Genomic DNA, 16899 nt, shown 5'->3' with positions numbered 1-16899 from the left:
CGAACGTGGCGAAGACTGCCGGGGCGTCGTACATGATCCGTACAAAGCCGCTCGAGCCCGAACCGGACCTCAGGCGGACACGGTGTGCGGCGGCTCCGAAGGGGGCGCGGCCGGGTCCTTCGGCCGCGTGGAGAGCTCGCGCCAGATCGCCAGCGCGCGCTCCGAATACGTCCGCGACCGCTCCGGCTGCGCCAGCGCCCGGTGCAGCTCGCCGAGCAGCTGGGACACCTCCGCCTCCGAGCGGCGGTCGCCGTTGCGGCGGTGCACCGACAGCGAGTTCACCAGCAGCAGCTGCGCGTGCGCGAAGTCGCCGCTGTGCAGGCACAGCTCGCCGAGGTTCTGGTTCGCGTAGCCGACGCAGTGGTCGTCGCCCAGCTCGGTGAAGATCGCGATGGCCTGGTCGACGTGCTCGCGCGCCGCCGCCAGATCGCCCTGGTGCTGGTGGAGCAGGCCGAGCCGCTTGAACGCGTGGGCTTCGCGGTGCCGGTCGCCGATAGCCGCCGCCAGTTCCAGCGCGTCGGTGAACCAGCGCTTCGCCGCCGCGTAGCAGCCGCGCGACATCCAGACCGCACCCGCGCTGATCCGGGCGACGGCCTCGCCGTGCGGGTCGTCCGCCTCGGCGAACAGCTTCAACGCCTCGTGACAGTGGTCGAGCGCGAGGTCGTCCTCACCCTCGATGCGCAGGATCGTGGCGAGCCCGGTCAGCGCGATGCCGACCCCCTGGGCGTCGCCGACCCGCTCGAACAGCGCCTTCGACTCGTCGAACGCCACCCGGGACTCGGCGTATTCGTCCTGGTAGAGCAGGTACTGGCCGAGGTTGCGCTGGACGATCGCCTCGGCGCGCAGCGAGCCGGTGCGCCGGGCCGACGCGAGGGCGACGATGTGCGTGCTGTGCCAATCGTCCTGGTGGCCGCGCAGGTCGAAGTACGGCGTCAGCGCGGACGCCAGCTGCCAGGCCAGGTCGTCGAACCCGTGCTCGGCGGCCAGCGAGACCGCCGCGACGCTGGTGTGCCGCTCGGCGGCGAACCACGCCGCGGTCTCGTCCGGCAGGACGTCGGCGGGCAGCTGCGGCCGGGTCAGCTCGTCGTCGCAGTACATGCCGAAGAAGTGCAGCGGCATGCGCCGCGCCGCTTCGAGGGCGAGCGCGAGGTAACCCTCCAGCACCCGCCGAAGCCCGGCGCGCGTCTTCGCGGCGTCACTCTGCTCCGCGAGTTCCACGGCGTACACGCGCAGCAGGTCGTGCAGCCGGTAGCGCGGCTGCCCGGCGGAGTCGGAGCCGACCAGCTCGACGAGGTGGCCGTCGACCAGGACGTCGAGCACGTCGTCGGCCTCCCGGCGGCCCAGCACCGCGGCGACCGCCCACGCCGGGAACTGCACCGGCCCGAGCAGCCCGAGCCCGCGGAACGCCGTCGCCGCCGACATCGGCAGCAGGTCGTAGGACAGCGTCACGCTCGCGCGGACGGCGAGGTCGCCGACGCGCAGTTCGTCGAGGCGACGGCGCTCGTCGCGCAGCCGGTCGGCCAGCAGCCGCAGCGTCCAGCCCGGCCGGTGGGTGAGCTTCGCGCCGGCCACCCGGATCGCCAGCGGCAGGTGCCCGCACTGGCGCAGGATCGCCGCGGCGCTCTCCGGCTCGGCGGCCACCCGCTCGGCGCCGACGATGCCCTCCAGCAGCCGCGCGCCCTCGGCCTCGGGCAGCAGGTCGACGTCCACCGGCTTCGCCCCGGCGAGCCCGGGCAGCCGGAGCCGGCTGGTCACCAGCACCGCGCACGCGCCGGCCCCGGGCAGCAGCGGGCGCACCTGGGCGGCGCTGCCGGCGTCGTCGAGCACGACGCACATCCGCCGCCCGGCCAGCCGCGAGCGCAGCAGCGCGGCGCGTTCGGCCAGCTCGCGCGGCAGGCCGGCGTCCGGGATGCCCAGCGCGTGCAGCAGTTCGGCGAGCACGCCCATCGGTGCCCGCGGTGACGACGACGTGCCGGCCAGGTCGACGTGCAGCTGCCCGCCGGGGAAGTCGTCGCGGACGGCGTGGGCGACGCGGACCGCGACCGCCGACTTGCCGACGCCGGGGGCGCCCGACAGCACGATCACCGCGGGGGTGCCCGAGTCCGCCCGTTCCCGCATCAGCGCGACGACCTCGCGGATGACGTCGTCGCGGCCGGTGAAGTCCGGCAGGTCGAGGGGCAGCTGGCAGACCGGGGCGACGTCCGCGGCACGCGTGGCCGGCCCGCTCTCGGACACCACCAGCGTCGCGCGCAGCTCCCGCAGCCGGGCGCCGGGCTCGGCGCCGAGCTCCTCGCGCAGCACCCGCTCGGCCGATTCGTACGCCTCGACGGCGTCGGCGGTCCGGCCCGCGGCGCGCAGCGCGACGATCAGCTGCGCCCACAGCTCTTCCCGCAGCGGGTGCTCGGTGACCAGGCCGCGCAGCTCGGCGACGGCCTCGCCGCAGCGGCCGAGGTCGATCCGCGCGCGCAACCGCTGTTCCTGCACCGAAAGCCGGAGCTCGGCGAGCCGGGCGACGGTGGCGCCCCAGCTGTGGTCGTGGGGGAGTCCTTCGAGGACTTCGCCGCGCCACAGGGCGTCGGCCCGGTCGAGCACCTTGAGCGCGCTCTCGGCGTCGCCGCGGTCGAGCGCTTCCTGGGCTTCACCCGCCGCCGCGGTGAACGCGAGGTGGTCGAGTTCGCCCGGCGACGCGGTCAGCAGGTAGCCGGAGGCCCGGCTGCTGATCCGCTCGCCGAGGTCGGGGTCGATCTCGGCGAACCGTCTTCGCAGCGAATGGACGTACGTCCGGATGTTCGCCGCGGCCGAGCGCGGCGCCGAATCCGGCCACAGGACCTCCACCAGCACGTCGGTCGACACGACGACGTTCGGCTGCAGGGCCAGGGCGGCCAGCAGCAGCCGGGGCTTCGGGCCGCCGAGCGGGATCACCCGCCCGGCGGCGGTGACCTCCAGCGGACCGAGGACGCGGATGGTAAGCGAGGTGGCCTCAACCTGCCCGATGAGTTCCCCCATGCCCGGATGTTATTTCCCCACCACCTCGGCCGATAGATCCATTCGGAGTGTCTGTGCGCAGGCCAGGGCCTTTGTACGAGACGTGTACGGCCCGAAGTCACGCTGCCGCCATGAAGCGTTTGAACCTCCGGCGTAGCGCCGGGATCGGGGTCGTCCTCGCGGCGGTCGCCACGCTCGTGGTCGGCGGTGCGGTGGCGGCGTCCGCCGCGGCGACCGGCACCGTCAAGACCGCGGGTGACCCGCTGAACGTCCGCCGGGCGCCCACCGCGAGCGCCACGGCCGTCAAGACCGTCGCGAACGGCGCGTCGGTGACCATCGACTGCCAGACCGCCGGCACGTCGGTGACCGGGACCTACGGCACGAGCACGTTGTGGGACTACGTGCCCGCGCTCGGCGGCTACATCTCGGACACCTACGTCTACACCGGCTCCGACACGCGGATCGCGCCCGACTGCGGCACCGGCACGGGCAGCGGCCAGTGCGCCGACGCCTGCGCCGGCGAGGGCCAGTACCGCTCGTCCGACTCGCACTTCCTGGTCTACGACACCGACGCCGACGGCTACTCCGCGGTCGTCGCGTACTGGCTCAAGGGCGGCGCCGGCCCGTTCTACGTCTGGAACTCCGGCGGCGAGGGCACGACGGTCGACAAGGCCGTGACCGTCGCGAAGGGCGGCTGGGTCTTCTACAAGGTCTGCGTCGCGAACTACACCACCGCCAAGCCGGACCTGAAGTCCTGCAGCGACGGCATCACCGACTTCGCGGCCTGACCGCTTCTCCCCTCCCCGAAAGGACTTCCGACATGAGTCAGGTCAACCGGCGCCGGGTGCTCCTCGGCGGGCTCGCCGCGGTCACCGCCACCGCGGCCTCGGCGGCGCTGCCGTCCTGGGCGAACGCCCGCACCACCGCGGCCGCGCCCGCCATCCACGACCCGTTCCAGCTCGGGGTCGCCTCCGGCGATCCGCTGCCCGACAGCGTGGTGCTGTGGACGAGACTCGCGCCCGCGCCGCTCGACGCCGACGGCTTCGGCGGCATGCCGGACGCGACGTACGCGGTCGACTGGGAGATCGCGAACGACGCCGCGTTCAGCTCGGTCGTGCAGAGCGGCTCGGTGAGCGCGGTCCGCGCGTCCGCGCACAGCGTCCACATCGAACCGGCCGGCCTGCAGCCCGCGCGCGAATACTTCTACCGCTTCAAGACCTCCGGCTACATCTCGCCGGTCGGCCGGACGCGCACCGCGCCCGCCGCCGGGGCCGCCGTCAACCAGCTCAAGTACTGCTTCACCTCGTGCCAGCACTGGGAGGAGGGCTACTACCACGCGTACAAGGGCGTCGTGGCCGACGACCCGGACCTGGTGCTGTTCCTCGGCGACTACATCTACGAGAAGAAGTCGGGCCGCGCCGCGGCGGAGCGCAACCCGCGCAGCCTGGCCGTCCCCGAAGACACGACCACGCTCGCGCTGTACCGCGCCCGCCACGGCCAGCACAAGACCGACGCCGACCTGCAGGCCGCGCACGCGATCGCGCCGTGGATGGTGGTGTTCGACGACCACGAGGTGATGAACAACTGGAACGGCACCACCTCGCCCGCGTCCACGGCCCGCAAGTCCGCCGGCTTCCAGGCCTTCTACGAGCACACCCCGATCCGGTCGACGGCGAAGCCGAACGGCGCCTCGATCCAGCTGTACCGCCAGTTCGTCTGGGGCAACCTCGCCCGCTTCCACATGCTCGACACCCGGCAGTTCCGCAACGCCCAGGTCGCGGACCCGTCCGGCTCGACCGGCCCGGCGTGCACCGACATGCGCAACACCTCCCGCAGCATCCTCGGCACCGCGCAGGAGGCGTGGCTGCTCAAGCAGTTCGAGTCGCACCCGACGACGTGGGACTTCCTCGGGCAGCAGGTCTTCTTCGCCACCCGCGACGGCGACGGCGACAAGGCCACCTGCGAGAGTCCCGACTCCTGGCAGGGCTACGAGGCCTCGCGCGACCGGATCGCCAAGGGCTGGGTCGACCGGAAGGTGGCCAACCCGGTCGTGCTGACCGGCGACGTCCACCGGCACTGGGCCGCCGACCTGCGCCTGGACTACTTCGACCACAGTGACCCGATCATCGGCTCGGAGCTCGTGACGACGTCGGTGACGAGCAACAGCGACACCGCGACCCCGCCCACCGCGGCGTGGCTGGCGAACAACCCGCACGTCAAGTACTGCAAGGGCGAGCGCGGCTACGTCCGCGTCACGACCACGCCGTCGCAGACGCGGGCGGACTTCATGACGACGTCCGACACCAGCGTCTACGACCCGGCGAAGGTGGTCATCAAGAACGACGCCAGCTACGTAGTGCAAGCGGGGACGCCTGGCCTGCGGAAGGTCTGAGGTCCGGCGCTACGCTGAGTGACGTGACCGATGAACTGGGCCTGCGGGAGCGCAAGAAGCTCCGCACGCGGGCGGCGATCTCGACGGCGGCGATCACGCTCTTCCTGGAGCGCGGGTTCGACGCCGTCGGGGTCGCCGAGGTGGCGCGGGTGGCCGAGGTGTCCAAGCGGACCCTCTTCGCCTACTTCCCGACCAAGGAGGACCTGGTGCTGCACCGGTTCGCCGACCACGAGACGGACGCGGCGGACGTCGTCCGCGCGCGCCGCCCGGGGCAGGGCGCGCTGGCGGCCCTGCGGGAGGCGTTCCTGCGGGGCCTCGCCGAGCGTGAGCCGGTGACCGGCCTGTGCGACGCCCCCGAGGTCGTCGCGGTGTTCCGGCTGGTCACCGGGACCCCGGCGCTGGTGGCGCGGCTGGCGGAGTTCAGCTCGACGGGGGAGGCCGCGCTGGCCGGGGCGCTGGCCGAGGCGGGCGTGCCGGCCCCGGACGCCGAACTGGCGGCGGCGCAGATCGCGGCCGTCCGCCGGCTGCTGGCCACCGCGAACATGGACGCCGTCGCGGCCGGGATCCCGGCCGCGGAGCGCCATCCGGACGCGGTCGCCGCCGCCGATCGGGCGTTCGTGCTGCTGTCGTCCGGCGTAGGGTTCGCCTAGTGCCCGATTCATGGTCCGGACCATGAAAAATGCACGTTTGCCCGGGACGTCGTGAAGGTAGACTGCGAAAATCCTGACAGGACACCGGAGTCGGCAGGCTCTTCGGTGTCCGTCCCGGTCCGCCGCCGCGGAAACCGGAGCACCTGCCGCACCGAACCTCGGGGGACCCGCACCCGGCTGGGGGTGGTGCGGGTCCCTTGGGCAGGCACGGAATCCGCCGTTCCGGGCGATCTTGACAGTTCGCTCGCCACGCTCGTAATCTGAGTGTTCCGCCGTCATGCCGAGTTTTTCCGATTCCATGACGACAAGGCGGTCTCACGGTGAAAGCGAAAAGGAACAGCCTGCTGGTCACCTTCCTGGTGGCGGGTCTGGTGGTGGCCGGTGCCGGCGTCGGCGCGGCGGCACCCGGCGGCGTTTACGACGTCAAGGACTACGGCGCCAGGGGAAACGGTTCTGCCAACGATTCCGGGGCGATCGACAAGGCGATCACGGCGGCCAACGCGGCCGGCGGCGGCACCGTCCGGTTCACGCCGGGTAACTACAAGTCGGCGAACACCGTCCACCTCAAGAGCAACGTGACGATCCAGCTCGACGCCGGCGCGACGATCACCGGGTCCGGTGCGGACAGTTACGACAAGCCCGAATCGAACCAGTGGGACGCCTACCAGGACTACGGCCACAGCCACTTCCACAACGCGATGTTCTTCGGTGACAGGCTGGCGAACATCGGCTTCACCGGCGCCGGGACCATCGACGGCGGCGGCAACCTGATCACCGGCAACCCGAAGTCCGGCGAGGCCGACAAGATCCTGTCGATCACGCGCTGCGACGGGCTCACCCTGTCCGGGATCAAGCTGCGCCGCGGCGGGCACTTCGCGGCGTTGCTCAACGGCTGCAAGAACGTCGTCTCGGACAAGCTGACCATCGACACCGCGAGTGATCGCGACGGCTGGAACATCATCAGCACGACCGGTGTCACGATCACCAATGCGAACATCGCGGCGAACGACGACGCACTCGTGTTCAAGAGCGACTACGCGCTCGGCGCGAAACTGCCGAACGGCAACGTGACGGTGCACAACGCGAAACTGTCGGCGCAGTGCTGCAACGCGCTGATGTTCGGTTCCGAGACGTGCGGTGACTTCACCGGTTACCAGTTCTCCGGCATCACGATCACCGGCGCGCACAAATCGGGGATCGGCATCGTTTCGATGGACGGCGCGAAGATTTCCGACGTCCACTACCGCGACATCACGATGTCCGGTACCTATTCGCCGATCATGATGAAGATCGGCACCCGCAAACGCTGCGGGAACAACCCCGGCGTCGGCACGATCAGCGGGATCACGTTCGACAACGTCACGGGCACGCACACCGGCACGAACTTCAGCCCGACGATCTGGGGCGCGGACAGCGGGCACCGGGTCTCCGACGTCACCTTCACCGGCGTCAAGCTGTCGGTTCCGGGCGGCAACGGCACGATGGGCACCGGCGTCCCGAGCAACGACGCGTCGGACTACAACCCGAAGAGCATCGGCACCCGCCCGTCGTACGGCTGGTACCTGCACTACGCGTCCGGCATCCGGTTCGTGGACAGCTCGGTGGAGTTCGCCGGGGACGACGGCCGCCCGGCGAGCATCGTCAACAACAGCACCGACATCACGTTCGACCACTTCACGGCGGAGAAGGGCACGAAGAGCCCGTTCGACGTCGGCTTCCAGTCGGTGACGGGCTACTGCGTCAAGAACTCGGCGTTGCGCGTGAACACGACAGGCTCCACCTCCACCTGCTGACCCGCACACACGAAGGGGCCCCGGCTCTTGAGCCGGGGCCCCTTCCGCGGCGCGCCTCGTGGTCAGTGCCGGTACTGCTCGTTCATGATCAGGAACGCGCCGAGGCCGTGGAAGTCGTTGGTCTTGCGGGCCCGGGCGTAGTAGTAGGACAGGTCGCCGACGTTGGTGCCCTCGCAGATGTCGGTGATGTTCGTGAGGCCGTCCGGGCCGACGGAGATCTTGTCCAGGACTCCGGCGTAACCACGGTCCGCCACCGCCTGGTACGACGCCGGCAGGTAGCCGCGCTCGACACCCCGGGCCATCGTGAACGTGTACATCGACGACGCCGACGTCTCGAGCCAGTTCTTCGGGTCGCCACCGCGGTCGACGACCTGGTACCAGCGGCCGGTGTTCTTGTCCTGGTACCGCTGGTAGCCCGCGGCGAGGAACCGCACGATCTCGACGAGCGCCGCGCGACGCGGGTGGTTCGCCGGGAGCACTTCGAGGATGTCGATCGCGGCCATGCCGAACCAGCCGATCGCCCGCGCCCAGTGGTACTTCGAGTGGTGCCCGGTGCCGGACGCCCACGACTCGGAGCCGTCCTCGTCATAGGCGTGGTACAGCAAGCCTTTCGCGGGTTCGCGGAGGTGGCCGAAGTAGACGACGAGGTTCTTCGCCGACTCCTCGAAGCTGTACGCGCCGTCGTCGAACGCGGCGCCGTAGAGCGCGAGGAACGGCTGGGCCATGTAGACGCCGTCGCCCCACAGCTGGCCGACCTTGCTGGTGGCGTGGAACATGCCGCCGTCGGAGGTGCGGGGGTAACTCGGGAAGCGCTTGCGCAGCTGGTCGGCCGCGGTCTTGTACTTCTTCCGGCCCGTCTCGGCGTACAGCAGCGGCAGCAGCTGGCACGAGCGCATCGAGTCGAGGTTGGTGAAGCTGGTGGAGATCCCGCTGTCGGTGATGAACCGGTCGTACCAGGCGACGATGTAGTCGAGGTACTTCTGCTCGCCGGTGCGCCGGTAGCACAGGTACTGGCCGTAGAGGTACAGCCCGAGGGTGTACCCCCAGCCGCCGAGCCCGTCCGGGGTGTAGCGCGTCATCGTCGAGTCGATGACGGCCCGGGACCAGTCCGGCGGCGGCGCCGCGTCGCCGATCGGGGAGGCCGCCCGCGCGACGGGACCCGCCGCGGCGAGTGCGCCGAGGGCGCCCAGGGTGCCGGCCAGGACCGCGCGCCGGGTCGGGCGAAGGGGGTGCTCGGACATTCGTCGTCCTTTCGTGCACTGGCCCCGGTGGTGCGGGCGGTCGCGTGCGGGACACCCGCTGAAGGTGTCCCTCACGCGACGAAGGTGGCCGGGATGCCGATCCGCCGTCCGTCGGCATCCCGGCCGGCTCGGGGGCGCGGCGTGCTGCCCGTGTCGCCGGAGCGGTGGTCGTCGAGCGAAACGCTCTCCGGGGAGAACATCTACTCGCCTCCGCTCGGCTCAGTCAAGCCGGGATCGGATCTCTCGTGTCATATATTAGATACTTAACCCGAATGGCTACTTCCGTGTACCGCCAGTCGAAACACGCGAAAAAGGTGGACCAGACCACTGGTGGTCGTCCTCCGCATGACGACGACGGCCCGGTGCGACCGCCTCCTGATCACCGGACCCGTGCCAGGACGTCGGGCCGGCCGGCCTGTGCGATGGCGGTGTCCAGGGTCCGGTGCCGCTCACCCGAGCCGGGTGTCGCGAAGTGGTGCGGCAGGTCGGCGCGATCGAGCGTGACCGGGCCGAGCAGGTACGGCGAGTGGAGGATCAGGCTGTGCGGACCGGGATCGGCGCGCGGCACGGTCATGTCGGGGAACCCGGCCGCTTGGTGGACGTCGAAGCGGCGTGGCGCTCCTTGAACCGGGCGGCCCCTTCGCCGGCCGGACCGAGCAGGACGCAGCGGTGGGTTCCGCCGCGCCGGAGGAACTCGCGGTAGACGGCGGGCCGGTCGGTCGTGGCCAGCCGGGTGGAGCCGGAGTTCAGCGTGGTGCCCAGATCCGGCAGCTCCCGCGACGCCGCGCCGACCAGCTGGGCCTTGTGCTGCCGGTCGGCCCAGTGGCGCGCAGCCACGCCCGCCGGCCCGGTTCGGCACCGTCGGCGGCGAGCACGAGGTGGATCTGCTGCTTCTCGAAGACCCCGACCCAGGCGAACCGGTCGGTGAACGGGGCGGCCACCCGGTGCACCGCGCCGGAGACGGCCGGCCGGTCCGGTGGTACCACTTCCGCCAGGTGGGCGGCGAAGTTGACGCGTTCCGGTCACCGGGCAGCCGGACCGCGCCCTCGTGCACCGCCGTCCGCAGCCGCGGTTCGCCGTCCGCGAGTTCTTCCCGCAGCCGCGGGACGTCCTCGGTGAGGATCGCGTGCCCGGCCGTGAGCGCGACGCGGTCCCGCGGATCGCGGCCGACGATGCTCGAACACCCGCGGCGTCGAGGAACAGCAGGTACGCGTCGTCGTAGGTCACGTCGGCCTGGAACGAGTCCGCAGTCGTGGTCCCAGCACACCACAATCGCGGCGGCCGGCCCGCCCACCCGCCCCCGACGCGGCTGGGCGGGCCGCCCGTCAGTCCTGTGTGGACATCAGGTCCACGGTCAGCGCCGCGGTCCAGCCGAACGACCGGGCGCCGTGGCCGGTGCCGGTGAACGGGTCCGCGTACTCGGCGAAACCGGTGCCCGTGGCGGTTTCGACGAGGTCGTCGCGCAGCCACGCGGCCAGCGCGTGCTCACCGTGGTGCAGCAGGCCCCGCCGGACCAGCCAGCCGACGTTGAACCACGACGGCCCGCGCCAGTAGCGGCCCGGGTCGAAGTCCGCCGCGGTCAGGTCGTAGCTCGGCACGCCGTGCACCTGACCGAGCCGGAACCGCGGCCCGGTGGCCGTGGCCAGCAGGGCGGGCGCGACGGCCAGGTCCGGCAGCACGAGCGGCAGCAGTCCGGCGCACGTGTACTCGCGGGTGCGCTCGCCGGTGCGGACGTCGCGGGCGAAGAAGAAACCGGACGCGCTGTCCCACAACGTTTCCTGCAGCGCCTTGGCGACCCGGGCCGCGCTCTCGCGGTGCGTGGCGGCGGCCGCGGGCAGGCCGAGCACGTCGGCGATTTCGGCCAGCGCGAGCTCGGCGTCGGCCAGAAGGGCGTTGAGACCCGGGTCTTCGACGGTGAAGCCGCCGTCGACGTCGGCCCAGCGCTCGTCGAGGTAACCGCAGTCGCGGTAGGCCGAGGCCAGCCGGACGTACCGGCCGTAGTCCTCGTCGCTCGGGCGGTCGGCGGCGTGGCCGTGCTGCAGGTCGCGGCGGACGAAGCCGGCCGGGTCGGCGGGCGTGACGCGCGACAGCGGGCCGTCCCACGCCGGGCTGTTGTCCATCCCCGACTCCCACGGGTGCACGATCGAGGCGAGCCCGCGCCCGCCCGCGTCGCGGTAGGTCCGCAGGTAACCGTGCCAGGCCTTGAGCTTCGGGTAGAGCGTGGCGAGGAACGTCTCGGCGCCCGACCCCGCCGGGTCGGCGCGGTGGACGGCGAGCACGGCGCGCGCGTGCACCGGCGGCTGGATCAGCCCGGACGTCCGGCCGGCGCGCCAGAACGCGGGGCCGGGGAAGTACGCCTCGGGCGGGGTGTCCGGGTTGAAGAGGATGTGCGGGACGCGGCCGTCGCGCCACTGCGCGGAGAACAGCGTCACCAGCTCACGCCGGGCGCGCTCCGGCGCCAGGTGGCGCAGGCCGAAGGCGATGAAGGCGGAGTCCCAGCTCCACTGGTGCGGGTAGAGCCCGCGCGACGGCACGGTGGACGCGCCGATCCAGTTGTCGGCGAGGACAGCTTCAGCGGACCCCCATGTTACGTCCATGTGTCCAATCTATCTCCTACTTATGTCTTGTCAATGGACAAAAGTAAGCCCTGGGATGATGCGGGCCACAGCGAAGGGGGCCCGTGATGACAACGCCGACCAGCGCCGGCGAGCTGTTGCGGCTGGTCCGGACCGGCCAGGCGACCACGCGGAAAGCCCTGCTCACGCGCAGCGGGCTGTCCCGATCGACGCTGACCGCGCGGCTCGACCTGCTCCAGGCGGCGGGCCTGCTGGCCGAGGGCGGGCAGGAGGACTCCACCGGCGGACGCCCGGCGCGGCACCTGAGGTTCGACGACCGGCACGCCGTCGTCCTCGCCGCGAGCGTCGACACGATGCACGCGGAGGTCGCGCTCACCGACCTGTCCGGCCGCCGGCTCGCGCACCGCGAGGGCCCGCTGCGCGTCGCCGACGGCCCGGAGCCGGTGCTCGGCCGGATCGCGGAGTGGTTCGAGGCGATGCTGGCCGAGGCCGACGTCCCGGTCTGCGGCGTGGGGATCTCCGTGCCGGGGCCGGTCGAGCCGGGCCAGGCGCGGGTCACGCAGCCGCCGATCATGCCGGGCTGGGACCGCTACCCGATCGACGAATACCTGGGCGCGCGCTTCGGCGTCCCGGTGCTCGTCGACAACGACGCGAACCTGATGGCCCTGGGTGAACACCGCGCGCGGCACCCGGAGTCGCGCGCGCTGGTCGTGGTCAAGGTGTCGACCGGGATCGGCGCCGGCCTGGTGATCGGCGGCGAGGTGTACCGCGGCGTCGACGGCGGGGCGGGCGACATCGGGCACATCCGGCTGCCGGGCTTCCCCGAGGCCCGCTGCATGTGCGGCTCGATGGGCTGCCTGGCGGCGGTCGCCAGCGGCGGCGCGCTGGCCGCGCGCCTGACCGAGCAGGGCCTGCCGACGACGTCGGGATCGGGCGTCCGCGACCGCCTCCTGGCGGGCGAACCGGCCGCGGTCCGGCTGGCCGGGTTCGCCGGCCGCCAGGTCGGGGAAGTCCTTGCGACGCTGGTGTCGGTGGTCAACCCGGGCGTGCTGGTGATCGCGGGAGACCTGGCCGAGCCGCATTTCGTGGCCGGCGTCCGCGAGGTGCTGTACCGGCGGGCGCTGCCGCGGGCGACGCAGAGCCTGCGGGTGGAGATCGGCGGCACGGGCCTGGCGGTGGGCGGCGCGGTGGCGATGGTGGTGGAGTCGGTGTTTTCCCCGGCCGAGGTGGACCGCCGGTTGACGACGCAGGCCTGACGCCGGCCGGATCCGGTCGGCGTGGCGGTGGGTTCGCGACGCTGGTGCCGGTGGTCGACCCGGGCGTGCTGGTGATCGCGGGAGACCTGGCCGAGCCGCATTTCGTGGCCGGTGTCCGCGAGGTGCGGTACCGTCGCGCCCTGCCGCGCGCGACGCCGGTTGACGACGGCCTAAGTGCCGTCACGCCCGGACTGTCCGGAGTGGACGGAGCGACCGACTTTCGTAGGTGGCGAACGCCCCCTCGGCGTGGTCCGTAATACGGCCACGAACCGGACTTACCGCGCATCGGGGAACAATCCTCGCGTATTTCGCGAGACAAATCGGATTTCCGTACCGCGGACCTGACCCCGTGAATTCGCGACCAGATAACGGTTCCGCAAGTACTTCCCCGGAAGCGGAACCCCGATCTAGTCTCGTCCGGTGTTCCAGGTCCTTTACTGGGGGCCGATTCAAAAGAGGGAGATTTCTGTGCGAAGAAGCTCCACCCTGCTCCTTTCGCTCGCGGTCGTGGGTGGTCTCACCGCAGCCATGCCCGCGGCGGCGTCGGCGCAGGGACGTCAGGACATTCCGCAGTCGCACCCGCTGTGGGCGAACGCGCAGGCGAAGGTCGCCGACACGGCGCCCGCGGCGAAGCTGAGCTTCCGCGTCTACCTGAACCAGCGCGACAACGCCGGTGCCGAGGCGCTGGCCCAGGCCGTGTCCGACCCGGACAGCAAGACCTACCGCCAGTACCTGAGCACCGACCAGGTGCGGGACCGCTTCGCCGCCAGCGACGCGACCGTGAACGCCGTCAAGGCGTGGCTGACCGGCAGCGGCTTCAGCATCGGGGACATCCCGTCGAACCGCGCCTACGTCGAGGCCACCGGCACCGCCGACCAGACGCAGAAGGCCTTCGCCGTCAAGCTGGGCAAGTACAACGTCAAGGGCCAGACCCTCCGCGCCGCCGACAAGAACCTGTCGGTGCCCGCGAACCTGGCGAGCGACGTGCTCGGCGTCGTCGGCGTGGACCAGGCGACCAACCTGTTCAAGCCGGACCACACGGACGGCATCGACTCCGGCAAGGCGGCCAAGTCCGTCCAGCCGTCGGACGTCGCTCCCGGCCCCGGCTTCCGCAACGCGCCGCCGTGCAGCTCCTACTACGGCGAGAAGATCGACACCACCGATCCCGCCTACAACGGCAAGCAGCTGCCCTACGCGCCCTGCGGTTACACCCCGGCCCAGCTGCGGTCGGCGTACGGCATCGACAAGGCCGGCGCGGACGGCAAGGGCACCACGATCGCCATCGTGGACGCCTTCGCCTCGCCGACGATCTACTCCGACGCGAGCACGTACGCGAAGAAGAACGACCCGCAGCACCCGCTGAAGCAGAGCCAGTTCTCGCAGCACATCTTCCCGCCGGACCCGGTGCTCGAGCAGCCGGACCAGTGTGACGCGGCGGGCTGGTACGGCGAGGAAACCCTCGACGTCGAGGCCGCCCACGGGCTCGCCCCGGGCGCGAACATCCTCTACGTCGGCGGCACGTCCTGCGAGGACAACGCCCTCGACGAGGCGTTGAACTACGTCATCGCCGGCCACAAGGCCGACATCGTGTCGAACTCCTACGGCGACACGGGCGAGGACATCCCGGCCGACGAGGTCAAGGTCTTCAACCAGATCTCGCTGCAGGCGGTCCTCGAGGGCATCGGCGTCTACTTCTCCTCGGGCGACAACGGTGACGAGGTCGCGCGCCTCGGCACGCCTTCGCCGGACTTCTCCGCCTCGGCGCCGTGGATCACCGCGGTCGGCGGCACGTCCATCGCGATCGGCAAGAACGGCCAGAAGCTCTTCGAGACCGGCTGGGAGACCAGCAAGTCGACGCTGACCAACGGCGTCTACGGTCCGGCCGCGTACACGTCCGGTTCCGGTGGTGGCACGAGCCGCCTGTTCGCGCAGCCCTTCTACCAGAAGGGTGTCGTGCCGGACGCGCTGTCCACGAAGAACCAGACGGCCGGGCACAAGGGCCGCGTGGTTCCGGACATCTCCGCGGTCGGTGACCCGAACACCGGTTTCCTGGTCGGCCAGACGCAGACCTTCCCGGACGGCGCCTACTACGACCAGTACCGGATCGGCGGCACGAGCCTCGCGTCGCCGGTGTTCGCCGGCATCATGGCGGTGGCCGACAGCTTCGACCACTTCCACCACGGCTTCATCAACCCCGTGATCTACAAGCTGACCTCGCGCACCAAGGCGATCAGCGACGTGCAGCACGTGGACAACGCCGCGGTGGCCCGGGTCGACTACGCCAACTCGGTCGACGCCTCGGCCGGCCTGCTCCGCTCCGCGCGGACGCTGGACTACCAGGGCCTGACGATCCACACCACCAAGGGCTACGACGACGTGACCGGACTCGGCTCGCCCAGCGGGCTGCTGTTCCTGCTGCTCGTCTAGTTTCGAGGTCCGTGAAGGCCTCCTTACCGGCTCTTATGGCCGGTAAGGAGGCCTTCACGGCGTTTCGGACCGGTGCGCCGAGGTACGCCCGCATGTCGTGGTCGTCGTGGTGTGGCGGCGCGCACTCGCGGCCGTCACCAGGGCATCCGCGCCCTAAGGTGGCCTCGATCAGCCGAGTGGAGGCAGGACATGAGCGGACGCGGTCTCGACGCCGAGGTCTTCGGCGGGCGGATGCCCGCCGGGGGCTCGGACCTGGCGATCGAAACCCACGGCATCACCCCGGTCCCGGAGGGCAACCGGTTCGGGCGGCCGTGGCGGCAGTTCAGCGTGTGGTTCGCGCCGAACCTGACGATGACCGCGGTCTTCACCGGCACGCTCGCCGCGTCGCTCGGCCTCGGCTTCTGGACGGGCCTGGTCGCGATGCTCGCCGGCACCGTGCTCGGCTCGCTGCCGGTGGCGTACCTGTCGACCTGGGGCCCGCGCACCGGCACCGGCCAGCTGCCGCTGGCGCGCCTGCCGTTCGGCGGCGGGGTGGTGCTGCCCGGCCTGGTGCAGTGGCTCGGCTCGATCGCCTGGGACGCGCTGGTCGGGCTGTTCGGCGGCGAGGCGCTGGCCGAGCTGACCGGGCTGCCGTTCTGGGCCGCGGTGCTGATCGTGCTGGTGCTGCAGTGCGCCCTCGGCGTGTTCGGCTACGCGCTGATCCACCGCGTGCAGGCCGTGATGAGCGTGCTGCTGGTGCTCGCGTTCGCCGCGCTCGCGGTGAAGGTCCTTTCCGGACACCCGATCGCGACGGCCGACACCGCGACCGGCGGCGACCACACCGGCGCCGTCGTGCTGTTCTCGACGATCGCGTTGTCGCTGGCCATCTCCTGGGCGCCGTACGCCTCGGACTTCAGCCGCTACCTGCCCGCGGAGACGTCGTCGCGCGGCGTCTTCTGGTTCACGCTCCTCGGGCTGACGGCGTCGTACGCGATCGGCGAAGGTCTCGGGCTGGCGCTCGGGACGTCGCTCGGCGACCAGACGGCGACGGGTGTCGCGGCGCTGCTCGGCGGCGGGTTCCTCGGTTCGCTGGCGCTCGCGGTGATCGCGCTCGCGGCGGTGTCGTCCAACGCGATGAACGACTACAGCGGCTCGCTCGCGCTGCAGACCGTCGGCGTCCGGCTGCGGCGCCCGGTGTCGGCGGTGCTCGTCACGGTGCTGGCGTTCGCGCTGATCCTCTGGATGCACAGCGGCGAGCTGGCGGCGAAGTTCCAGAACGTGCTGCTGTTCGTCAGCTACTGGATCCCGCCGTTCCTCGGGGTCGTGCTGCCGGACTGGCTGCGGCGGACCCGCGGTGGCGAGCGCGTCGACGTCCGGGCCGCGACGATCGCGCGTCCCTGGGCCGCCGTCGTGGCGTTTATGGTCGGCTTCGCGGCGGCGGTGCCGTTCATGAACACCTCGCTCTACACCGGCCCGGTCGCGGCGGCGCTGCACGGCGCCGATCTCGCGTACTACGTCGGGCTCGTCGTTTCGCTGGCCGCGTATTTGCTGCTGCGCGGCCGGCCCGCGGTTGACCTCGAGTAATGTAGAGGTTCAACGA

14 protein-coding genes are annotated in these 16899 nt (G+C 71.4%); 8 read left to right on the top strand and 6 right to left on the bottom strand.

Annotated elements, in window-relative coordinates; genetic code table 11:
- Nucleotides 1-69: 69 nt before the first annotated feature.
- Nucleotides 70-3006, bottom strand: a complete 2937-nt coding sequence (locus ACGFMK_RS19995; protein ID WP_392765021.1) for a BTAD domain-containing putative transcriptional regulator — start codon at nt 3004-3006, stop codon at nt 70-72.
- A 110-nt stretch (nt 3007-3116) separates the two neighbouring features.
- On the opposite strand from ACGFMK_RS19995, the gene ACGFMK_RS19990 reads away from it, so the two are divergent.
- The 4 genes from ACGFMK_RS19990 (at nt 3117) to ACGFMK_RS19975 (ending at nt 7820) form a co-directional block, all read left to right on the top strand.
- Nucleotides 3117-3773 carry a hypothetical protein gene (locus ACGFMK_RS19990; protein ID WP_392765019.1) on the top strand — a complete coding sequence of 219 codons (657 nt, stop codon included), beginning with the start codon at nt 3117-3119 and terminating at the stop codon, nt 3771-3773.
- 32 nt (nt 3774-3805) lie between these two features.
- The gene (locus ACGFMK_RS19985; protein ID WP_392765017.1) at nt 3806-5377 is read left to right on the top strand and encodes an alkaline phosphatase D family protein; all 1572 of its coding nucleotides are present in this window, start codon (nt 3806-3808) and stop codon (nt 5375-5377) included.
- A 23-nt stretch (nt 5378-5400) separates the two neighbouring features.
- Complete coding sequence (locus ACGFMK_RS19980) at nt 5401-6027, top strand: TetR family transcriptional regulator (RefSeq protein ID WP_392765015.1); 627 nt, start codon at nt 5401-5403, stop codon at nt 6025-6027.
- Nucleotides 6028-6347: 320 nt separating this feature from the next.
- On the top strand, nt 6348-7820 hold the full coding sequence (locus ACGFMK_RS19975; protein WP_392765012.1) for a glycoside hydrolase family 28 protein: 1473 nt from the start codon (nt 6348-6350) through the stop codon (nt 7818-7820).
- 62 nt (nt 7821-7882) lie between these two features.
- On the opposite strand, the gene ACGFMK_RS19970 is transcribed toward ACGFMK_RS19975, so the two are convergent.
- From ACGFMK_RS19970 to ACGFMK_RS19955, 4 genes are all read right to left on the bottom strand, one after another.
- Nucleotides 7883-9061, bottom strand: a complete 1179-nt coding sequence (locus ACGFMK_RS19970; protein WP_392765010.1) for a glycoside hydrolase family 105 protein — start codon at nt 9059-9061, stop codon at nt 7883-7885.
- Nucleotides 9062-9132: 71 nt separating this feature from the next.
- Nucleotides 9133-9261: a hypothetical protein gene (locus tag ACGFMK_RS19965; RefSeq protein WP_392765007.1), complete on the bottom strand. Its 129-nt coding sequence runs from the start codon at nt 9259-9261 to the stop codon at nt 9133-9135.
- Nucleotides 9262-9440: 179 nt separating this feature from the next.
- Complete coding sequence (locus tag ACGFMK_RS19960) at nt 9441-9635, bottom strand: hypothetical protein (protein WP_392765004.1); 195 nt, start codon at nt 9633-9635, stop codon at nt 9441-9443.
- Nucleotides 9632-9898: a hypothetical protein gene (locus ACGFMK_RS19955; protein WP_392765001.1), complete on the bottom strand. Its 267-nt coding sequence runs from the start codon at nt 9896-9898 to the stop codon at nt 9632-9634. The genes ACGFMK_RS19960 and ACGFMK_RS19955 overlap by 4 nt, the downstream gene beginning before the upstream one ends.
- Before the next feature lie 211 nt (nt 9899-10109).
- Here ACGFMK_RS19955 and ACGFMK_RS19950 point away from each other — a divergent pair, with 211 nt between their 5' ends.
- Nucleotides 10110-10283, top strand: coding sequence for a hypothetical protein (locus ACGFMK_RS19950; RefSeq protein ID WP_392764999.1), 174 nt, complete (start codon nt 10110-10112; stop codon nt 10281-10283).
- A 103-nt stretch (nt 10284-10386) separates the two neighbouring features.
- Here ACGFMK_RS19950 and ACGFMK_RS19945 read toward each other — a convergent pair whose 3' ends face one another.
- Nucleotides 10387-11658, bottom strand: a complete 1272-nt coding sequence (locus ACGFMK_RS19945) for a trehalase family glycosidase (RefSeq protein ID WP_392764997.1) — start codon at nt 11656-11658, stop codon at nt 10387-10389.
- 86 nt (nt 11659-11744) lie between these two features.
- Here ACGFMK_RS19945 and ACGFMK_RS19940 point away from each other — a divergent pair, with 86 nt between their 5' ends.
- From ACGFMK_RS19940 to ACGFMK_RS19930, 3 genes are all read left to right on the top strand, one after another.
- Entirely contained in the window at nt 11745-12893 is a 1149-nt protein-coding gene (locus tag ACGFMK_RS19940) for an ROK family protein (protein ID WP_392764995.1), read from the top strand.
- A 468-nt stretch (nt 12894-13361) separates the two neighbouring features.
- Nucleotides 13362-15320 (top strand): protease pro-enzyme activation domain-containing protein, encoded by a 1959-nt coding sequence (locus ACGFMK_RS19935; protein WP_392764993.1) that lies wholly within the window; start codon nt 13362-13364, stop codon nt 15318-15320.
- A gap of 189 nt (nt 15321-15509) precedes the next feature.
- Entirely contained in the window at nt 15510-16883 is a 1374-nt protein-coding gene (locus ACGFMK_RS19930; RefSeq protein ID WP_392764990.1) for a purine-cytosine permease family protein, read from the top strand.
- Nucleotides 16884-16899 lie beyond the last annotated feature (16 nt).

It is taken from the genome of Amycolatopsis sp. NPDC049252 (assembly GCF_043197175.1).
Classification (GTDB): Bacteria; Actinomycetota; Actinomycetes; order Mycobacteriales; family Pseudonocardiaceae; genus Amycolatopsis.
This window is presented reverse-complemented; position numbering and strand designations above follow the sequence as displayed.